The sequence below is a fragment of the Roseovarius sp. SCSIO 43702 genome (genome assembly GCF_019599045.1).
In the GTDB taxonomy this organism is placed as follows: Bacteria; Pseudomonadota; Alphaproteobacteria; order Rhodobacterales; family Rhodobacteraceae; genus Roseovarius.
Window position 1 is genome coordinate 2,491,991 of the sequence record NZ_CP080623.1, and the last position, 18,450, is coordinate 2,510,440.

Below are 18,450 nucleotides of genomic sequence, written 5' to 3' on the forward strand. Positions count from 1 at the left end.
GCGCCCTTCTTCTTGCCCGAAATATCCTGGGGTGAGCGCGGAAACCCCGCGTTTCCGCGCGAGGGGCAACGCCCCTCTCCCGGTCTCAGCTGTGCTCTTCCTCCGAGACCGCTGCCAACGCGCGGTTATGCGCCTTGAGCGCATCCACGTGGAACAGCGCGCCCCGCAACTCCGGCGCCGCGCCTTCGCGGCCCAGCGACACCACCGGCACGAATAGCACGCCCGCCCGGTCGAAGATCGGCATCGCGGTCTCGAGCGTGGCGCTCACATCCACGTAGACCCCGTCCTCGATCAGCGTCCAGCATTCCGCCTCCGACGCCGCGCGCGGGTTGTCGGGTGTGCGCATCAGGCTTTTCACCGACTGGATCGACAGCAGGTAGGCATGCGGCCCCGCCGCCAGGTGGACACCCCGCCGCGCCAGTTGCGTGAGGAAGAAGGACCGCTTCACCATCCGCGCCGACAGCGCCGTCGAGGTCGAGACCGCCACCATCACCGCAAGGCCCGTCTGCCAGTCGCCGGTCAGTTCGAACACGATGAGTGTGGTCGAGATGGGCGCGCCCAGCACCGCCGCCGCCACCGCGCCCATCCCCGCCAGTGCGTAGAGCGTGTGCGAGCCCGAGACGTCGGGAAAGATCGACGTGGCGATGAGCCCGAAGGCCAGCCCCGTCAACGCGCCCAGCATCAGCGAGGGCGAGAATACCCCGCCTCCCATCCGCCCGCCCAGCGTGACGGCCACGGCCGCCGTCTTGAGCATCGCGAAGACGATCGCCTCGTGCAGCACCAGGCTGCCGGTCAGCGCGGCCGAGGTCGTCTCGTATCCCACGCCGATGATATGCGGAAAGCCCAGCGCCATGACGCCCAGCATCACACCCGCCAGCGCGGGCCTGAGCCAGCGCGGCAGATGCAGCACCGACTGCACCCAGTCGCCCACATCCTCGGCGAAGAAGATCGACCGCATCAGGATCGTCGCGACGACCCCGCAGACAAGACCCAGGATCAGGAAGGCCGGCAGTTCCACGTAGAATTCGAAGACCGTGGACGAGGGCAGCACGAACTCCGTCACGTCGCCGAATTCCAGCCGGTTGATGACCGTTCCGGCAACGCTCGCGATGACGATGGGCGCGAAGGCATGGAGCGCGAAATGACGCAGGATCACCTCGAGCGCGAACAGCGCGCCCGCGATGGGCGCGTTGAACGAGGCCGAGACCGCCGCCGCCACGGCGCAGCCCAGAAGATCGCGCCCGGTGATGCCGTCCGCGTTGATCCGCCGGCTCACCCAGCCCGAGATGAGCCCCGCGATATGCACGACCGGCCCCTCGCGCCCCGACGAGCCGCCGGTGCCGAGCGTGATCATCGCGGCCAGCGCCGAGGCGAGCCCGGCGCGCCGTTCGACACGGCCGTCGCGCAACGCCGCGCCCTCGATCACGTCCGCGACGGTGCGCGCCCGCCCGTCGGGCGTGAAGCGATGCAGCAGCAGCCCCACCGCCAGCCCGCCCAGTGTCGGCACGAAGACGATCCAGTACCACTCGAGCTCGACGATATGCGAATGCAGAAGCGACGGGTCGTCCGTGCCATAGGCGAGCCGCTCCAGCGCCTCGATACCCTTGCGGAAGAACAGCGCCGCGAACCCCGCCGCAATCCCGATCATCAGCGCGATGACCCAGAACTGGAACTTGCTCGGCCCCCGTGTCAGCAGGATGTGCCAGCCGCGCCTGACCTGCGCGCGCGCCCCGTCCCACGCGGCGCGCAGCGGGTGATCCGAGGTGTCAGGCATGTTTCCGCCCCATCCCCACCTTTCCCGTGAGCCGCGTTTGGCCTAGGTTTCGCGGGATCTGGCAAAGTGAGGGCGACATGGACACCGGCGCGGTTATCGAGGCATTGAGCTCATCTTTAGGACAACGGGTATCGCGGTCCAAGTCCGATCTCGACCTGCACGGCGCGAGCGAGACGCATTTCCCCCCGATGCCCCCCGATGCGGTGGTCTATCCCGAGACAACCGCCGAGGTGGCCGAAGTGGTGCGCATCTGCGCCGCGCATCGCTGCCCGGTGGTGGGCTGGGGCATCGGAACCTCGCTCGAGGGGCACGCGCTGGCGGCGCGCGGCGGGGTGACGGTCGATTTCAGCCGCATGAACCGCGTGCTCGAGGTCCGTGCCGACGACATGGACGTCACGGTGCAACCGGGTGTCACGCGCGAGGCGCTCAACACCGAACTGCGCGCGACCGGTCTTTTCTTTCCCGTCGATCCCGGCGCCAACGCCTCGCTCGGCGGCATGGCCTCGACCCGCGCGAGCGGAACGACCGCCGTGCGCTACGGCACCATGCGCGATCACGTGCTGGCGCTCGAGGTCGTCACCGCCACGGGCGAGGTCATCCGCACCGGCACCCGCGCGCGCAAATCGAGCGCGGGCTACGACCTGACCGGGCTTTTCGTGGGCGCCGAGGGCACGCTCGGGCTCATCACCGAACTGACGCTCCGCCTGCACGGCCAGCCCGAGGCGATCGCCGCCGCCGTCTGCGCCTTCGACGACGTGGCGGGCGCCGTGGCGGCCACGATCGACGCGATCCAACTGGGGCTGCCCGTGGCACGGATCGAGCTTCTGGACCGCGCGAGCGTCGCGGCGGTCAACGCCTATGCCGGCTCCACGCTGCCCGAGAAACCCCATCTCCTGCTCGAATTCCACGGCTCCGAGGCAGGCGTGCGCGAAACCGCCGAGACCTTCGGCGAGGTGAGCGAAAGCCACGGCGCCAGCGGCTTCGACTGGGCCACGCGCCCCGAGGACCGCAGCGCGCTCTGGTCGATGCGCCACAACGCCTTCTACGCGATCCTCGCCTCGCGGCCCGGCGCGCGGTCACTGGTGACGGATGCCTGCGTGCCGATCTCGCGCCTTTCCGAGGCGATCGAGGCGACCCAGGCCGATTTCGCGCAGCACGGCATCACCGGCCCAATCCTAGGCCATGTGGGCGATGGCAACTTCCACGCCATCGTGATGTTCGACGACACCGACGCCGAGGCCGTCACCCGCGCCCACGACGCCGCGCACCGGCTCGCGCTGCGCTCGCTCGACATGGGCGGCACCTGCACCGGCGAACATGGCATAGGCATGGGCAAGATGCGCTACATGGAACGCGAGCACGGCCCGGCCTGGCGCCTGATGGGAACGATCAAGCACGCCCTCGACCCCGACGGGATCATGAACCCCGGAAAGCTCGTGCCGCCCTGCAACTGACACCCGGCGCCGGTTCAGCGCACCTCCTGCGGCCGGAACATCTGCGCGAACCATCCGGCTGGCCGCCGTGCCGCCGGGGCCGCCCTGTCCGCCGTCGCCTCCGGCGGGGGCGCGGGCGACGCGCCCGGCGGCGGCGCCACGATCGCCTCGTCCAGAACCCATCTGCCGGAACTGCCTTCGCGCCGGTCGATCTTCTGCACCGCAAGCCACTTGGCAAGCCGCGCACCGGCGCCCGGCAAGCGATCCTCGCGCGCCAGGTAGAAGCCGCAGTTGATCCGCAGGCAGATGTTGTCGAGCACGCGGCACGCGCCGGTGAACTCGGGGGGAACGTCGCGCTTGTGGAGATAGTTGAACCGCTCGGGCGCCCCTGCGAAGAACGTCGCCAGCGCGGTATCGAGATCGATGCTCTTCTGTGCCATCACCCAGCCCAGGACCGTCTCGGGGTACCGGCCCCAGTCGTAATCGCGCGCGACCTTCGCAAGCGCATCGCCGTCAAGCCCCCTCACACGGGCAAGGTGGGTTCGGGCGCAGCCCTGCGACCAGTCGTAATCTGCCATGTCATCTCCTTCGGCACTACTCGTTACACTCCCCGTCATGGCGCAAACTGCTCCCCGATCTGGCGTTTTCTTTGGAACAAATGTGACCCTCTCGCGGCGTGCGAGACCTCTTGTGCCGGCAGGGCCGCCCGCCTAATGTCGGACCATGCTTTCAAGACTTTTCTCCTTCATGGCCGACCCCGCCAAGGCCGAGCTTCCCGAACCCGACGAGAAGATCGCGCTCGGGGCGCTGATGGTGCGTGTCGCGAAATCCGATCACGATTACAAGTTCGAGGAAATCAGCGCCATCGACCGGATGCTGGCGCGGATATTCGGCCTGAACCCGGTCGAGGCCGCCAAGCTGCGCGCCACCTGCGAGAAGGTCGAGGCGCACGCCCCCTCGACCGAGGAATTCGCCGACATCGTGCGCCGCAACGTCGCCAACGATCACCGCATCATCGCGCACGAGGCGCTGTGGCAGATCATGCTCGCCGACGGGGAGAGCCGGGACGAGGAAATGGAGATCGTGCTGCGCTCGCGCGAGATGCTGGGACTTTCCGACGAGGAATGCGCGGCCGCCCGCGCCCGCGTGACAGGGGCGCCCGCATGATGTTCGGCCGCCTGCTCGACGCCCTCGCGGCCCCCGATCCCAAGCCGCTCTCGCACGACGATGCGCGGCTCGCCCTCGGCGCGCTGCTGGTCCGCGTCGCGCGCACCGATGGCAGCTACGACGCCGAGGAGAAGCGGCGAATCACCCGCATCCTCGCCACCCGCTACAACCTCGACGAGGCCGGGGCCGAGGCGCTCAAATCCGACGCCGAGGCGCTCGAGGCCGAGGCGCCCGACACCGTGCGCTTCACCCGCGCGATCAAGGATGCCGTGCCCTATGACGACCGCATCGCGGTGATCGAGGCCCTGTGGAAGGTCGTGCTGGCCGACGGCGTGCGCGACGACGAGGAAAACGCGCTGCTGCGCCTCGTGGCGAGCCTCCTCGGCGTCAACGACCGCGACAGCAACATCGCCCGCAAACGGGTCGAGGACGGCAGCGGGTGATCGCCAGCCTGCCGATGTATGACCGGCCCGAGACGGCCGCCGCCAACGATCGCCTCTGGAGCGAGATCGCCGCGCGTCTCGAGGAGGCGCCCGAGGCGCTCACCCGCGGCGGCGACCCGTGGGAGCACTGGCTTTCCCCCGATCTCGTCTTTTCCCAGACCTGCGGATTCCCCTATCGCGCGCGGCTTCACGACAAGGTGACGCTGATCGGCACGCCAGATTACGACCTGCCGCACTGTCCGCCCGGCCATTACAACAGCGTCCTCGTGATACGCGCCGACGACCCGCGCGAGACGCTGGCGGAGTTCTCCGACGCGCCCTTCGCCTATAACGACGCGATGTCCCAAAGCGGCTGGGCCGCGCCCGTGACCCACGCGGCGAACGAAGGCGTCACGCTCTCGCCCGCGCTCGAGACCGGCGGTCACGCGGCCTCCGCCGCCGCCGTGGCCGAGGGGCGCGCGGACCTCGCCGCCATCGACGCCCTGTCGTGGCACTACATGCTGGCCTACGGGGATTTCACCGGCAAGCTGCGTGAACTCGCCCGCACCGAACCCACCCCGGCCCTGCCCTATATCGCGGCGAAAGGCGCCGATCGCGACGCGCTCTTCGCCGCTGTCTCGGACGCCATCGCGGCGCTGCCCCCCGACCTGCAACAGACCCTGCACCTTACCCGCCTGGTCGAGATCGCGCCCGACGATTACCTCGCCGTGCCGACGCCCGACGCGCCTCCCGACAGGCGGGGTTGAGCTTCCGTTCCGTCACGAAATCGCGCCGTATCGGAACCTACCCGACGGAAACCCGCGTTTTGGAAGTTGCATTGTGACAGAATTTGCGCCCTATTGAGTGTCGGACCGCTGCCTGCCTACCCGACTGGACACCCATTGACCGACACGCCCCCCGTCATCGAAATCCGCGACCTGCACAAGGCTTACGGCGCGCTCGAGGTCATCAAGGGCGTCGACATCAAGGCCCGGAAGGGCGACGTGGTCTCGCTGATCGGATCGTCTGGCTCGGGCAAATCCACCATCCTGCGTTGCGCGAACCTCCTCGAGGACAGCCAGCAGGGCGAGATCATCTTCAAGGGCGAGCCGGTCAAGTGGCGTGGCGAAGGTCTGAACCGGCACCCCGCCGATCCCAAGCAGGTGCTCCGCATCCGCACCAATCTCAGCATGGTGTTTCAGCAATTCAACCTCTGGGCGCATCTCACGATTCTCCAGAACGTGATGGAGGCACCCGTCACCGTGCTGGGGCGCGACCGCGCCGAGGCCGAGGAGGCCGCGCGCGGCTATCTCGACAAGGTGGGCATCGGCGACAAGTGCGATGTCTACCCCGCGCAGCTTTCGGGCGGCCAGCAACAGCGCGCCGCCATCGCGCGCGCGCTCTGCATGGAGCCCGAGGCGCTCCTGTTCGACGAGCCCACATCTGCGCTCGACCCCGAGCTCGAGCAGGAGGTCGTCAAGGTCATCAGGGATCTGGCCGGCGAAGGTCGCACCATGATGATCGTGACGCACGACATGAAGATGGCCCGCGACGTGAGCAACCACGTCATTTTCCTGCACCAGGGCCTCATCGAGGAAGAAGGCGATCCCGATACCGTATTCGGCGCCCCGAAATCCGAACGCCTGCAACAGTTTCTCAGCTCGACCATGGCTGACTGACGCGGGCCGACGGCCAAACCACCAGAACCAAGGGAGATACCAACATGAAGAAAATCCTTCTCACCACCGCCGCGCTCGCGCTCACCGCCGGCATCGCCGCGGCCGAGACGATCCGCATGGGCACCGAGGGCGCCTACCCTCCGTACAACTTCATCAACGATTCCGGTGAGGTGGACGGGTTCGAGCGCGAGCTGGGCGACGAGCTCTGCAAGCGCGCCGAACTGACCTGCGAATGGGTGACGAACGAATGGGATTCGATCATCCCGAACCTCGTGTCGGGCAACTACGACACGATCATCGCGGGCATGTCGATCACCGACGAGCGTGACGAGGTCATCGACTTCACCCAGAACTACACGCAGCCCGATCCCTCGGCCTATCTCGTCGCGTCCGAAGACGTGGATCTCGAGAACGGCATCATCGCGGCACAGACCGGCACGATCCAGGCGGCCTTCATCGCCGATTCCGGCGCCACGCTCGTCGAATTCGCGACGCCCGAGGAAACCATCGCGGCCGTCCGCAACGGCGAGGCCGACGCGGTCCTGGCCGACAAGGCCTATCTCGCGCCCGTCGCGGCCGAGGATGACGGCCTGATGCTGCTCGAGCAGGAAGAGATGATCGGCGGCGGCATCGGCATGGGCGTGCGCGAAAGCGATACCGAGCTCAAGGAGAAGTTCGACGCCGCGATCCAGTCCATGAAGGACGACGGCTCGCTCAACGCGCTGCTCGAGAAATGGGAAATCGGTCCGGGCTTCTGATCCGGCCGTGACCACGGGGGCGGGTTCCATCCCGCCCCTTTTTTCAAGGGGCGCACATGTTTTCCTACTGCACCGATCCCAGCACGCTCGAAGGGCTCACCTGGCTCTCGTGCTACCTGACGACCGGCAAGCACATGTCGCTCTACTACTCGCTCGGGGTGGTGCTTCTGCTCCTGGCGATCACGGCGCCCACGGCGCTTCTTTTCGGGTTCTTCGGCGCCATGGCCGCGCGGTCGCGCTTCACGCCCCTGTCGTGGCTGGGCAAGCTCTACATCGCGATCGTGCGCGGCGTGCCCGACATCGCGTTCTTTCTCTTCTTCGTCATCGCGCTCGACCAGATGTTCGAATGGACACGCCATCAGGTCCTCTGCCCGGACTGGAACCAGCCCATCCGCATCGGCAATGACTTCGTCGTCTGTCCAGAGGCCAAGCTGCCGCTCGGCACCGCGCCGCAATGGGTGCACGAGACCTACGGCTTCACGCTCGCGGTGCTGACCTTCGCCATCGTTTTCGGCGCCTTCGCGGCCAACGTGCTGTTCGGCGCGATGCGCGCCGTGCCGCGCGGACAGATCGAGACGGCCGAGGCCTACGGCATGACCCGCGCGCAGGCGTTCCGCCGCATCCTCGTGCCCCAGATGTGGATCTATGCGCTACCGGGCCTCTCGAACCTCTGGATGGTGCTCATCAAGGCCACGCCGCTCCTATTTCTTCTGGGGGTCGAGGATATCGTCTACTGGGCGCGCGAACTGGGCGGCACCAAGACCGGACGCTTTACCGAGTATCCGCATGGCGACTGGCGCATGTGGTATTTCCTGGCGCTGCTGGTCTTCTACCTGATTTTCACCCGGATATCCGAGATTTATCTCGAGAAGCTGACCCAGCGCCTCAACCACGGCCAAGCCACCACCGGCGGCGAAGCGCAGCGAAAGGCGGGTGCCTGACATGTCCTGCCTCCAGACCATCCAGGACTACGGCCTGCGCGCCATCGGCATCGGCGAGCGACTCCTGCCGCGCGAGAATTTCACCCTCTGCGAGCAATTCACCCTCATCGGCTCGGGGATGATCTGGAACATCTATTTCGGCGTCTGCGCGCTCGTGGCGGGGTTCTTCTTCGCCAACGCCCTCGCCGTGGCCAAGGGATCGCGCCACGCGGTGCTGCGCAAGCCGGCCGAATGGTTCATCTTCGTCTTCCGCGGCTCGCCGCTCTTCATTCAGTTCTTCTTCGGCTATTTCTTCTTCCTCACGCTCAAGCAATCCTACCCGGTTTTCGAACCCTTCACTGCCGCGTGGCTGGGGGCACTGGTCGTGTTGTTTTTGAACACGGCCGCCTACTCGGGCGAAATTTTCTATGGCGCGCTGCGCTCGATCCCCAAGGGCGACGTGGAAGCTGCGGACGCCTATGGCTTCTCGGGCTGGCCGCGCTTTCGCCGGATCGTCTGGCCCACGATGCTACGGCTCGCCTGGCCCGCCTACACGAACGAGGCGATCTTTCTCTTCCACTCCACCGCTCTGGTGTTCTTCGCAGGTTTTCCCACGTGGCAACAACGCGGCGATGCCCTCTACTATGCGAACTATTTCGCGGACAAGACATTCAACCCGTTCGTGCCCTACCCGATCCTCGCGATGTATTTCATCCTGCTCACGCTCGCCGTCATCGCGATCTTCGGCTTCATCAACCGCCGCCTGAACCGGCACCTCCCGCAGGAAGCGCGGCGCAAGATGAAGCTCGGCGTGAACCTGTTTCGCTGAGCAGGACGTCGCCCCCGGTCTTTTGATCAAATCCAGTTGCCTTGGTCGCGATCCCCGCCTAGGGTCGCGCCAGATCAGCAACGAACGGGGCAGAGATGTCCAGCCACCCCCAGACCATCCGGGTCGCCATCAGCGACCTCAACGGTGTCATGCGCGGCAAGCGCCTGCCGGGCGACTATGCCCTGAAGCTCGCCAAGGGCGCAGTGCAACTGCCGCTGTCGGTCATCAACGTGGACGTGACCGGCGCCGATATCGAGGACAGCCCGCTCGTCTTCGAAACCGGCGACGCGGACGGCATCCTCGTTCCCACCGGGCGAGGCCCGGTGCCGCTCCCCTGGCTCGACAGCGATCAGCCGCTCTATCCGATGGAGCTTCGCCGCAGCCGCGACACCCCATTCGAGGCCGACCCCCGCACCGCGCTGCGATGGGTTCTCGAGGGGTTCACCCGGCACGGCTGGACCGTCCAGGCCGCCACCGAGCTCGAATTCACCCTTGTGGATGACGCCGGTCATGCGCTCGGGCCGGTGCGCAACCCGCTCAACGACCGGCCCGTCGAGATGGCCGAGATCCTCGCGCTCGGGCACATGGACGCCTTCGACAGCTTCCTGACCGACCTCTATACCGGCGCGCAGGAGATGGGCATCCCCGCCCAGACCGTCACCTCCGAATCCGGCATCGGCCAGTTCGAGATCACGCTCCACCACCAGGAGGCGCTGCGCGCCGCCGATGACACCTGGCTCTTCAAGGAACTGATCCGGGGCATGGCACGGCGGCACGGCATGGCCGCGACCTTCATGGCGAAACCCTTCGAGGACGATGCGGGCAACGGGATGCATGTGCATTTCTCGATCTGGGATGCCGACGGGCGCAACATGCTCGACGAGCGCACACCGGAGGGACAGGCGCGGCTCGACGGGGCCATCGCCGGCAGCCTCGCGGCGATGGAGGGGGCGACGCTCATCTACGCGCCCCACGCCAATTCCTACGCCCGGCTCGTCCCCGGCGCCCACGCGCCCACCTCGATCTGCTGGGGCCATGACAACCGGACAGCGGCGTTGCGCATCCCGCGCGGCGGTCCCGAGACGCGGCGCCTCGAACATCGCGTGGCCGGCGGCGACACCAACCCCTATCTCGTGATGGCGGTGATCCTCGGCGCGGCGCTGCATGGCATCGACAAGGGCCTCACCCCGCCCGAGCCCATCACCGGCAACGCCTATGACCAGGACTGCCCGCAGCTCGCACCCGACTGGGCCACGGCGATCGAGAGATTCGAGACCTGTCCGATCATGGCCGAAATATTTCCGCCGCTCCTGCGCGACTGCCTCCTGCGCTGCAAGCGGCAGGAAATGGAGGTCATGGACGGCATCGACCCCGATGCCCATTGGAAGACCTATCTCGACACGGCGTGACATGCCGCGCTAGGCTTGCGCGCGGGCGGCCGCATCGCTAGACTGAATTTGATCAAATTATGGTGCATCAGTGAAAATCGGCATACTCCAGACAGGGCACGGCACGCCCGAGATGATCGCGGCCCAGGGCGACATGGACCAGCTGTTCATGAAACTGCTCGACGGGCACGGGTTCGAATTCAAGACCTACTCGGTGGTCGACGGCATCTTCCCCGACAGCATCGAGGCGGCGGATGGCTGGCTCATCACCGGCTCCAAGCACGGTGCCTACGAGGATCACCCCTGGATCCCCCCGCTCGAGCAGTTCATCCGCGATGTCCATGCCGACGGTCGCCCCATGATCGGCGTCTGTTTCGGACACCAGATCATCGCGCAGGCCATGGGCGGCAAGGTCGAGAAGTTCGGCGGCGGCTGGTCGGTGGGGCACCGGGACTACGAGATCGACGGCGAGACGTTCTATCTCAACGCCTGGCACCAGGACCAGGTGGTCGAGGTGCCCGAGGGCGCCGAGGTGATCGGGCACAACGATTTCTGTGCCCACGCGGCCATGCTCTACGATGACCGCATTCTCACGATCCAGCCCCACCCCGAGTTCAACAGCGAGGTGATCGACATCCTCATCCGCACGCGCGGCGCCGGTGTCGTTCCCGAAGAGCTTCTGGAACGCGCGAAATCGCGGCTCGACAAACCCTCCGACAGCGCGCGCTTCGCCGATCGCATGGCGGCCTTCTTCAAACGAGGTTCCTGATGTCCGACTGGACCGACCAACTCCCAGAGGCCGCCCGCGCCTATCTCGAGGGGCGCCGCCTCGACGAGGTCGAATGCATCATCTCGGACCTGCCCGGCATCGCGCGCGGCAAGGCCGTGCCCGCGTCGAAATTCGCGCGGCAGGATTATTTCCACCTGCCCGATTCGATCTTCTACCAGACCATCACCGGCGACTGGGGCGAGGCCGCGGGCGAGGACGGCTTCATCGAGAAGGACATGGTTCTGCGCCCCGACATGGCCACGGCGACGGCCGCGCCGTGGACCGGCGACTGGACCCTTCAGGTCATCCATGACGCCTTCGACAACAAGGGCGATCCGATCCCCTACAGCCCGCGCAACGTGCTCCACCGCGTCGTCGGTCTCTATCGCGAAATGGGGCTCGTGCCGGTCGTGGCCCCCGAGATGGAATTCTTCATCGTCGCGCGCAACACCGATCCCGCGAAGGAGATCGAGCCGATGATGGGCCGCTCGGGCCGTCCCGCCGCCGCGCGCCAGGCCTATTCCATGACCGCCGTGGACGAGTTCGGCCCCGTGATCGACGACATCTACGATTTCGCCGAGGCGCAGGGCTTCGAGATCGACGGCATCACGCAGGAAGGCGGCGCGGGTCAGCTCGAGATCAACCTCAACCACGGCGATCCCGTGGCTCTCGCCGACGAGGTCTTCTACTTCAAGCGGCTCATCCGCGAGGCCGCCCTGCGTCACGGTGCCTTCGCCACCTTCATGGCCAAGCCCATCGCGGACGAGCCGGGAAGCGCCATGCACATCCACCATTCCGTTCTCGACGCCGAGACCGGAGAGAACATCTTTTCCGACAAGGACGGCGGAGAGACGGACGCCTTCCGCCACTTCATCGGCGGCATGCAGAAACACATGCCCTCGGCCATTGCCGTCATCGCGCCCTACGTCAACAGCTATCGCCGCTACGTCAAGGACCACGCCGCGCCCATCAACCTCGCCTGGGGGCGCGACAACCGCACCACCGGCATCCGCATCCCGATCTCGGGCCACAAGTCGCGCCGCGTCGAAAACCGTCTCGCAGGGATGGATTGCAACCCCTATCTCGGCATCGCGGCAAGCCTCGCCTGCGGCCTTCTGGGCCTCAAGAACAAGCTCGAGCCCGACGCCGAGTTCAAGGGCGACGCCTACGAGGGCGACGAGGACATCCCCCGCGAACAGGGCGAGGCGCTGAGCCTTTTCGACGAGGCGACCGAGCTGCACGAGATCCTGCACCCCGAATTCGCGCGCGTCTATTCCATCGTGAAATACGCCGAGTATGACGAATTCCTCCAGGTCATCTCGCCATGGGAGCGCGAGCATCTCCTGCTGAATGTCTAGGCGCGCGACCATCGCCGTCGCGGCGCTTGTCCTCGCCGCAGGCCTCTTGTGGGCATGGGGGGGCCTTGACCCCACGTCGGACGCGCCCCCTTCCGCGAACGAGGGCGACGTGGCCAACGAGCGAACCGAGGAGCGGGTGGACCTTCTGGCGGGTATCGAATTGTCGGCCGGCGACACCGCGCTGGTTCTCCACGATCTCGCCACGGGCAACGGCGAGCGGATCGTGACCGACCCGGACGTTCTGGCGCGGGCGCAGGGCCGCGCCTTCTACACCGACGACCCAGCCGCGGCGACAAGGCTCGCGCTTCTCTCCATCCTCTTCCTCAGCCCCTCGTCGCGATCCCCTCACGCCCCGTTCGCGACGGTCCTGCGCGACGGTGAGACGCTCGAACGCTATACCTGTTTCACGCTTCATTGCCGGGGGGAGGGCGAGCACGGTCGAAATCATCGGCGCGACCTCGCGGGTCTTCTCGAAGCCTCCCGCCCCGCCACTCTCGAACTGGCAAGCTTCGACACGCCCGAGGAGGCATGGCGCAGACTGGACGAGTTGCGCGCCCGCGCCGACATCATCCTCGCGGAACCGCCGGATTGGCCCGACGCCGACGCCCCCTGGCTGTCGCGTCGCGTCTACCTCGCCCCTGCTGCGGTCATCGTCAGCCATGATCCGACGGCGGACGCTGCACCCCTGATCGACGAGGCCGCCTACAAGGCACGATTCCGCGACGCCTTCACGCGCGCCTTCCCGCCCGGGTCGCATGACTATCACCTGAACCACATGAGGTTCTCCTCCCATTACCCGCCCGAATCCGGGTGGCCCGTGACCGACTCCGACGGCACGCCCATCGAGATCGACGGCCAGCCGCTCCACCTCGCGGGATACGCGTTCGTCCAGCCCGGCGTGACACTCCACACCGACCCCGCCTTCGCCGCGCAACTCGGCCGGAAGGGCGCGCTTGATGCCCTGCCCGACATGGGCGACGAACCCCCTGCCCTCGCCCGCGACCTTGCCGCGTTGGCCGAGAGCCACGGTGCCTGCGCCTCCTGCTACCGCGTCAGGCTTCCGGCGACGTCAGTTGAAGGCATCGCCTTTCAGGGCACCGAACCGCGACGGCTTCACCTCTCCTATTACCTGATCCAAGCGGAGCAAGACCGATGAACCTTCTCCACGTCAACGACCGCCCCGGCCGGCATCCCGAAAGCTGGTATGCCGCGACCTCCGAGCCGCTCGAGGACTTTCCCGTTCTCAAGGGCGAGACGCGCGCCGATGTCTGCGTCGTGGGCGCGGGTTTCACCGGCCTGTCTGCGGCGCTGCACCTGGCCGAGGCCGGGCTCGACGTCGTGCTCCTCGAAGCGCAGCGCGTGGGCTTCGGCGCCTCGGGCCGCAACGGCGGACAACTCGGCTCGGGTCAGCGCCAGGACCAGCGCAGCCTCGAGAAGATGATGGGCCGCGACGACGCGGCGAAGCTCTGGGATCTCGCCGAAGAGGCCAAGGATCTCGTCAAATCGCTCGTCACCCGTCACCGGATCGACTGCCATCTCAAACCCGGCATCGCCCATGCCTGCTTTTCGGCCTCCGAGATGGAGGAGGAACACGCCGACGCGCGCCATCTTCGGGAGCGGTACCGCTATGACCAAATCGAGCTGCTCGACGCCGAGGCTTTCCACGCGCTCTGCCCCTCCCCCGCCTATCACGGTGGCACCCTCGACATGGGCGCGGCGCATCTTCATCCCCTGCGCTTCGCGCTCGGTCTGGGACGCGCCGCGCGCGATGCGGGCGTGCGCATCTTCGAACGCGCCGAGGTTCACGACATCGCCGAAGGCAGTCCTGCCACGATCCGCACGGCCCAGGGCAGCGTCACCGCCGATCACGTGATCCTCGCCTGCAACGGGTATCTGGGCGGTCTCAACCGTCAGGTCGCGGCGCGCGTCATGCCGATCAACAATTTCATCATCGCCACCGAACCGCTGGGCGACGAAGCCGCGCGCGTCCTCACCCGCGACGTGGCCGTGGCCGACACGAAATTCGTGGTGAACTACTTCCGGCTCAGCCACGACAAGCGCCTGCTTTTCGGCGGTGGCGAGAGCTACGGCTACAGGTTCCCCCGCGACATCCGCGCGACGGTCATGAAACCGATGCTCGAGATCTACCCCCACCTGCGCGACGTGCGCGTCGATTACGCCTGGGGCGGCACGCTCGCCATCACGATGAAGCGCCTGCCCTACCTCACGCGGCTCGCACCCAACATGCTGAGCGCCTCGGGCTATTCGGGCCACGGCGTCGGCACTGCCACCCATGCGGGCCGGCTCATGGCCGAGGCGGTGCGCGGCCAGGCGTCGGGCTTCGACACGATGTCGCGCCTGCCGGTGCCGCGCTTCCCCGGTGGCTCGGCCTTCCGTTCACCGCTCCTGGTGCTCGCGATGAGCTGGTATGCGATGCGCGACCGGCTGGGGATCTGACGCGCCCGTTCAGTCGAAGGTCGCCGCCACGTCATACATGACCGGCTCGAAACTCCGGCACAGGCTGTGGATCTCCCGGTTGCGCCGCCGCATCTCCTCGCTGCGCAGCATCGCCTGGAAATCCTCGCGCCGTTCCCACTGGGAATAGTTCGCGATCCGCGTCTGCGCGTCGTTCACATGCAGGCCCGCGGCGATGAATCCCGGCTGCTTCGAGATGAAATTCTCGTAGGCGTCGGTCAGGGCATCGAGAAGATCCTGGCAGGTGCCGGGCGTCATCTCGAAGGTTGTGATCACGGTCTGGTGGCTGGGCTGTTTGACGATATGCGGCATGGCGTTACTCCCTTTCGACCCCGAGCCTAGCATCCCCGGCCCCGCCCGCAACAGGGGCGCCTTAACCCTCCGTTTACCCTTTTGGCCGAAAGCTGTGGCGGGACAGGTGACATGTGGCGCATATTTCTCTTGCTGATCTTCCTCGCCGGGCACGCACAAGCCGGCGCGTGGCTGCGCCCCGAGGGCGCGGGTTTCCTGTCCTTCTCGACCCATCTCAAGAAGCCCGAGACGCTGACCGATCCGGCGATGTATTCCGCGATCTATGCCGAGTACGGCGCCAAGCCCCGCCTCACGCTGGGGATCGACGCGGGCTATGACGACCTTGGGCAATACAAAGCATTCGCGTTCCTCGTCCGCCCGATCGAGCGGCGCGGCGACACCTGGCGGCTCAGCTACGAGCTCGGCCTCGGCGCGATAAACTCCGACCTGGCGCTGCGCCCCGGCCTGGCCATCGGGCGTGGCTTCGCCATCGGCGAAACCCCCGGCTGGGTCTCGGTCGAAAGCCGGGCCGAGATCGTGCCGGGCGACGGCGCCGTGACGCTTGCCACCGACGTGACACTCGGTCTTTCGCCCTGGGATCGCTCGAAACTCATTCTGCAGCTACAGGCGGGCGGCACCCTCGAAAGCCCCCCCTGGCTCCGTATCGCCCCAAGCTACGTCCGCCGGATGAAGAAGGGCCGCCACCTCGAGATCGGGGTGACGGCCGGTCTTTCCAACGCCGAGAGTTTCGGCGTCAAGTTCGGGGTCTGGCGGGAATTCTAGGCCAGATCGTCCATCCGAACCCGCATCGAGACGGTCCCGCGCACCGGCTCGGGCCAGCGCAGGCGGATGCGATCACGGTTCGTCCCCTGTTTCGCATGGTAATAGGGCGTGGCGAACACCACCGACCCGCCCGCGGAACGAAGCGGCCCGGCGGCCAGCACGGTCTCGACGGTCTGCGCCCAGCCGTTGAAGGGCAGCCGGTCGGCGAAGTCGATGGTCCAGTCATCCGACGCCGAATTCTCCTCGTGCTCTATACTGAGCGGGCTCGCCACGGGCTTGTAGATGTTGTTGAACGTGTTGCCCTGGAAATTGATCCCCTTGAAGCGATTGTAATCGAGATCGGCAAAGCTCGTGTCCACGTAATCCACCCGGTCGATCGGGTCGTCGATGATGCGGAAGGAGTTGTTCGTGACATTGAGCCCGTTCAGGTAATGCCCCGCCCCGTGCGGCTTCACCACGAGAAAGCCGAACCACGGCGCCACGTTGCCCGCAAGGAACACGTTCCCCGAGATGTTGAGCGCGCTGAACGAGAATTCCGACGAGAAGTCGGGCGCGCTGTCATGCTCGTTCGACCACTCGATGAAGCAGTTGTCGACATAGTTCGAGGTGATGGTCGAGCGTGAGTTGGTCCGCGTGAGGACGAGTCCCGCCGTCCGCCCCGAATCGTTCGACGTGTCCCCCTGGAACCAGTGATTGCCCGTCACGATATTGCTCGATCCCGCGAGGATGGCGAAATGCCGGAAATGCGTGATCCGGTTGTCGCGCAGCTTCACGTCGTTCGCGTTGGCGTTGAGCGCGATCGAGCTTCGGTTGACGGCCAATTCGGGGCTTTCGTCCGACAGGAACTGGCACCGGTCCACGATCATCCCCTGGTCGCCCTTGAAATAGCTCGAGATGCCCCGGTCCTTCGGCCGCGAGATGAAGCAGTCGCGGAACTGGAAACTGGTGGCCGTCCCGGGAAGCATCACGCCGCTGCAATCGCCGCCGCACTGGAACTCGATATTCACCAGCGAGAATTTCGACAGTTTCGTGAAGCCGCTGAAATCGAGCAGATACTTGAACCGCCGGAAGGTGAAGGTCTGGGTTCCCGCGGCATCGTAAAGCTGCTGGCTGAGCGTGATCTCCTGCGCACCCACGTCCACCGCGGCGACGTAGACCTCGCGCCCGACACCGTTGCCCTCGACGAGACTGCCCAGCGGAATGTTGGCCACGTTGGCCACGTTGGTCAGCTTGAGGCTGTTCGACGGCGAATAGGTGGCCTGCGAGGTCACGACGGTCGTGTCCCAGTTGCCGTTGCCATGCGCGTAGAGTTGCCCGTTCTTGATGTAGCGCCGCTGCGAATAGGTGTTGCGGTTGTTGACCGCCGCCTGCATGTCCACCGGCTCGGTCAGCGTGATGAGCCGCCCGCACAGGTCGAGCGATTCGTGGCCCGAATTGTTCAGAAGCGCCTGGAACGCCTTGCGCAGCGCCACCTCCTCGTCACCGAAGGCGTCGATATAGGCCTGTAGGTTGTAGTTCTCGGTCAGCGACAGGATCTTGTCGTCGGCCATGGTGACGGTCCCCTCGAACCGCACGCGGCTCTGGAAGGTCACGCTGTCGCCGAGGCGGAACACCCCCGCCGGGATCAGGACATCGCGGCCATTGGCGGCGGCATCGGCGGCCTCGAAGGCGGCGTGATCGTCCGTGACGCCATCGCCCTTCGCGCCGTAATCGCGCACATCGACCCAATCCATGCTCTGCGCGAAGAAGACCGAGGTGACATCCTCGATGCGGATATCGTCGATGCGCACCACACTGCCGTTCGGCCCGGTCACATCGAGGCCGAAATGCCCGTAAAGCGCGTCGCGCCCCCAGGCCATGTCGACGCCGCTGCGATTCCCGGTGCCCACGATCGCGCTCACCTCCACGACCTCGCCATAGGTTTGAAGCTGCACCTCCGGCCCGCGCTCCGTCACGCCCGGGATATGCGCGCCCCCCGCGCCACCGGCCCACCCCGCGATGCGCACGGTGGGCAGGTTGCCCGAGATCACCTTGACCCGCGCGCTCACCCGCAGGTAGCAGCCGGGCAGGATCGGCGTCTCGCCCATGTAGCGCAGCTTCTGCACGGTCTGCGTCTTCTGCACTTCCAGCGCGCCACCGAAATCCTGGTCGGCGGCGACAAGCCCCGCGTTGGGCGCGCCCAGGTAGGTGTCGGATCCCGGCGTGCCGTCGCCGCTCGACCAGACGTCCAGACCGCCCGCAAAGGCAGGCGGCATGAAGACCACGCCATCGGTAATCGCTTTGTTCATGAGGTTCCCTTTCGTTTCCGCTGGCCAGGCAGACGCCCGGATCGGAAAGGGAGATATCGCTCGGGGATTAACGGTTTCCGGCACCACCGTCACGGTGCCTCACGGTGCCTCGATCG

At 66.5% G+C, this 18,450-nt stretch carries 18 protein-coding genes; 14 read left to right on the forward strand and 4 right to left on the reverse strand.

All coding sequences use genetic code 11. The annotated features are described in order from the left end of the window. Nucleotides 1–85 precede the first annotated feature (85 nt). Nucleotides 86–1,774 carry a chloride channel protein gene (locus K1T73_RS12340; protein WP_220600990.1) on the reverse strand — a complete coding sequence of 563 codons (1,689 nt, stop codon included), beginning with the start codon at nt 1,772–1,774 and terminating at the stop codon, nt 86–88. Nucleotides 1,775–1,851: 77 nt separating this feature from the next. On the opposite strand from K1T73_RS12340, the gene K1T73_RS12345 reads away from it, so the two are divergent. Continuing rightward, nucleotides 1,852–3,228 (forward strand): FAD-binding oxidoreductase, encoded by a 1,377-nt coding sequence (locus K1T73_RS12345; RefSeq protein WP_220600991.1) that lies wholly within the window; start codon nt 1,852–1,854, stop codon nt 3,226–3,228. A gap of 14 nt (nt 3,229–3,242) precedes the next feature. Here K1T73_RS12345 and K1T73_RS12350 read toward each other — a convergent pair whose 3' ends face one another. Then, nucleotides 3,243–3,785 (reverse strand): hypothetical protein, encoded by a 543-nt coding sequence (locus K1T73_RS12350; RefSeq protein WP_220600992.1) that lies wholly within the window; start codon nt 3,783–3,785, stop codon nt 3,243–3,245. A 145-nt stretch (nt 3,786–3,930) separates the two neighbouring features. Here K1T73_RS12350 and K1T73_RS12355 point away from each other — a divergent pair, with 145 nt between their 5' ends. The 12 genes from K1T73_RS12355 to K1T73_RS12410 all read left to right on the forward strand — a co-directional run bounded on the left by K1T73_RS12355 (nt 3,931) and on the right by K1T73_RS12410 (nt 14,954). After that, complete coding sequence (locus tag K1T73_RS12355) at nt 3,931–4,374, forward strand: TerB family tellurite resistance protein (RefSeq protein ID WP_220600993.1); 444 nt, start codon at nt 3,931–3,933, stop codon at nt 4,372–4,374. Beyond that, nucleotides 4,374–4,817, forward strand: a complete 444-nt coding sequence (locus K1T73_RS12360) for a TerB family tellurite resistance protein (RefSeq protein WP_220603734.1) — start codon at nt 4,374–4,376, stop codon at nt 4,815–4,817. Before K1T73_RS12355 ends, K1T73_RS12360 begins: the two co-directional genes overlap by 1 nt. Beyond that, entirely contained in the window at nt 4,814–5,563 is a 750-nt protein-coding gene (locus tag K1T73_RS12365) for a phosphate/phosphite/phosphonate ABC transporter substrate-binding protein (protein WP_220600994.1), read from the forward strand. The genes K1T73_RS12360 and K1T73_RS12365 overlap by 4 nt, the downstream gene beginning before the upstream one ends. A gap of 135 nt (nt 5,564–5,698) precedes the next feature. Continuing rightward, nucleotides 5,699–6,475 (forward strand): ABC transporter ATP-binding protein, encoded by a 777-nt coding sequence (locus tag K1T73_RS12370; RefSeq protein ID WP_220600995.1) that lies wholly within the window; start codon nt 5,699–5,701, stop codon nt 6,473–6,475. A gap of 44 nt (nt 6,476–6,519) precedes the next feature. Beyond that, nucleotides 6,520–7,233 carry a transporter substrate-binding domain-containing protein gene (locus K1T73_RS12375; protein ID WP_220600996.1) on the forward strand — a complete coding sequence of 238 codons (714 nt, stop codon included), beginning with the start codon at nt 6,520–6,522 and terminating at the stop codon, nt 7,231–7,233. A 56-nt stretch (nt 7,234–7,289) separates the two neighbouring features. Then, nucleotides 7,290–8,174, forward strand: coding sequence for an ABC transporter permease (locus K1T73_RS12380; RefSeq protein WP_220600997.1), 885 nt, complete (start codon nt 7,290–7,292; stop codon nt 8,172–8,174). Nucleotide 8,175: 1 nt separating this feature from the next. After that, nucleotides 8,176–8,982, forward strand: coding sequence for an ABC transporter permease (locus tag K1T73_RS12385; RefSeq protein WP_220600998.1), 807 nt, complete (start codon nt 8,176–8,178; stop codon nt 8,980–8,982). A gap of 95 nt (nt 8,983–9,077) precedes the next feature. Then, nucleotides 9,078–10,391, forward strand: coding sequence for a glutamine synthetase family protein (locus K1T73_RS12390; RefSeq protein ID WP_259400243.1), 1,314 nt, complete (start codon nt 9,078–9,080; stop codon nt 10,389–10,391). A gap of 70 nt (nt 10,392–10,461) precedes the next feature. Then, the gene (locus tag K1T73_RS12395; RefSeq protein WP_220600999.1) at nt 10,462–11,139 is read left to right on the forward strand and encodes a type 1 glutamine amidotransferase; all 678 of its coding nucleotides are present in this window, start codon (nt 10,462–10,464) and stop codon (nt 11,137–11,139) included. Continuing rightward, nucleotides 11,139–12,497 carry a glutamine synthetase family protein gene (locus K1T73_RS12400; RefSeq protein WP_220601000.1) on the forward strand — a complete coding sequence of 453 codons (1,359 nt, stop codon included), beginning with the start codon at nt 11,139–11,141 and terminating at the stop codon, nt 12,495–12,497. The genes K1T73_RS12395 and K1T73_RS12400 overlap by 1 nt, the downstream gene beginning before the upstream one ends. A gap of 109 nt (nt 12,498–12,606) precedes the next feature. After that, the gene (locus K1T73_RS12405) at nt 12,607–13,653 is read left to right on the forward strand and encodes a hypothetical protein (RefSeq protein WP_220601001.1); all 1,047 of its coding nucleotides are present in this window, start codon (nt 12,607–12,609) and stop codon (nt 13,651–13,653) included. Further along, nucleotides 13,650–14,954, forward strand: a complete 1,305-nt coding sequence (locus tag K1T73_RS12410) for an FAD-binding oxidoreductase (RefSeq protein ID WP_220601002.1) — start codon at nt 13,650–13,652, stop codon at nt 14,952–14,954. Before K1T73_RS12405 ends, K1T73_RS12410 begins: the two co-directional genes overlap by 4 nt. Nucleotides 14,955–14,963: 9 nt before the next feature. On the opposite strand, the gene K1T73_RS12415 is transcribed toward K1T73_RS12410, so the two are convergent. Further along, entirely contained in the window at nt 14,964–15,284 is a 321-nt protein-coding gene (locus K1T73_RS12415; protein ID WP_220601003.1) for an antibiotic biosynthesis monooxygenase, read from the reverse strand. A gap of 111 nt (nt 15,285–15,395) precedes the next feature. Here K1T73_RS12415 and K1T73_RS12420 point away from each other — a divergent pair, with 111 nt between their 5' ends. Then, the gene (locus tag K1T73_RS12420; protein ID WP_220601004.1) at nt 15,396–16,046 is read left to right on the forward strand and encodes a hypothetical protein; all 651 of its coding nucleotides are present in this window, start codon (nt 15,396–15,398) and stop codon (nt 16,044–16,046) included. Here the strand turns inward: K1T73_RS12420 and K1T73_RS12425 are convergent. Beyond that, nucleotides 16,043–18,334 (reverse strand): glycosyl hydrolase family 28-related protein, encoded by a 2,292-nt coding sequence (locus K1T73_RS12425; protein WP_220601005.1) that lies wholly within the window; start codon nt 18,332–18,334, stop codon nt 16,043–16,045. The genes K1T73_RS12420 and K1T73_RS12425 overlap by 4 nt on opposite strands. Nucleotides 18,335–18,450 lie beyond the last annotated feature (116 nt).

What these genes read in the sequence shown, in the direction of transcription:
- K1T73_RS12340 (WP_220600990.1), bottom strand. Translation starts at nt 1,774, where the DNA reads ATGCCTGACACCTCGGATCACCCGCTGCGCGCCGCGTGGGACGGGGCG.
- K1T73_RS12345 (WP_220600991.1), top strand. Translation starts at nt 1,852, where the DNA reads ATGGACACCGGCGCGGTTATCGAGGCATTGAGCTCATCTTTAGGACAA.
- K1T73_RS12350 (WP_220600992.1), bottom strand. Translation starts at nt 3,785, where the DNA reads ATGGCAGATTACGACTGGTCGCAGGGCTGCGCCCGAACCCACCTTGCC.
- K1T73_RS12355 (WP_220600993.1), top strand. Translation starts at nt 3,931, where the DNA reads ATGCTTTCAAGACTTTTCTCCTTCATGGCCGACCCCGCCAAGGCCGAG.
- K1T73_RS12360 (WP_220603734.1), top strand. Translation starts at nt 4,374, where the DNA reads ATGTTCGGCCGCCTGCTCGACGCCCTCGCGGCCCCCGATCCCAAGCCG.
- K1T73_RS12375 (WP_220600996.1), top strand. Translation starts at nt 6,520, where the DNA reads ATGAAGAAAATCCTTCTCACCACCGCCGCGCTCGCGCTCACCGCCGGC.
- K1T73_RS12380 (WP_220600997.1), top strand. Translation starts at nt 7,290, where the DNA reads ATGTTTTCCTACTGCACCGATCCCAGCACGCTCGAAGGGCTCACCTGG.
- K1T73_RS12385 (WP_220600998.1), top strand. Translation starts at nt 8,176, where the DNA reads ATGTCCTGCCTCCAGACCATCCAGGACTACGGCCTGCGCGCCATCGGC.
- K1T73_RS12390 (WP_259400243.1), top strand. Translation starts at nt 9,078, where the DNA reads ATGTCCAGCCACCCCCAGACCATCCGGGTCGCCATCAGCGACCTCAAC.
- K1T73_RS12400 (WP_220601000.1), top strand. Translation starts at nt 11,139, where the DNA reads ATGTCCGACTGGACCGACCAACTCCCAGAGGCCGCCCGCGCCTATCTC.
- K1T73_RS12410 (WP_220601002.1), top strand. Translation starts at nt 13,650, where the DNA reads ATGAACCTTCTCCACGTCAACGACCGCCCCGGCCGGCATCCCGAAAGC.
- K1T73_RS12415 (WP_220601003.1), bottom strand. Translation starts at nt 15,284, where the DNA reads ATGCCGCATATCGTCAAACAGCCCAGCCACCAGACCGTGATCACAACC.
- K1T73_RS12420 (WP_220601004.1), top strand. Translation starts at nt 15,396, where the DNA reads ATGTGGCGCATATTTCTCTTGCTGATCTTCCTCGCCGGGCACGCACAA.
- K1T73_RS12425 (WP_220601005.1), bottom strand. Translation starts at nt 18,334, where the DNA reads ATGAACAAAGCGATTACCGATGGCGTGGTCTTCATGCCGCCTGCCTTT.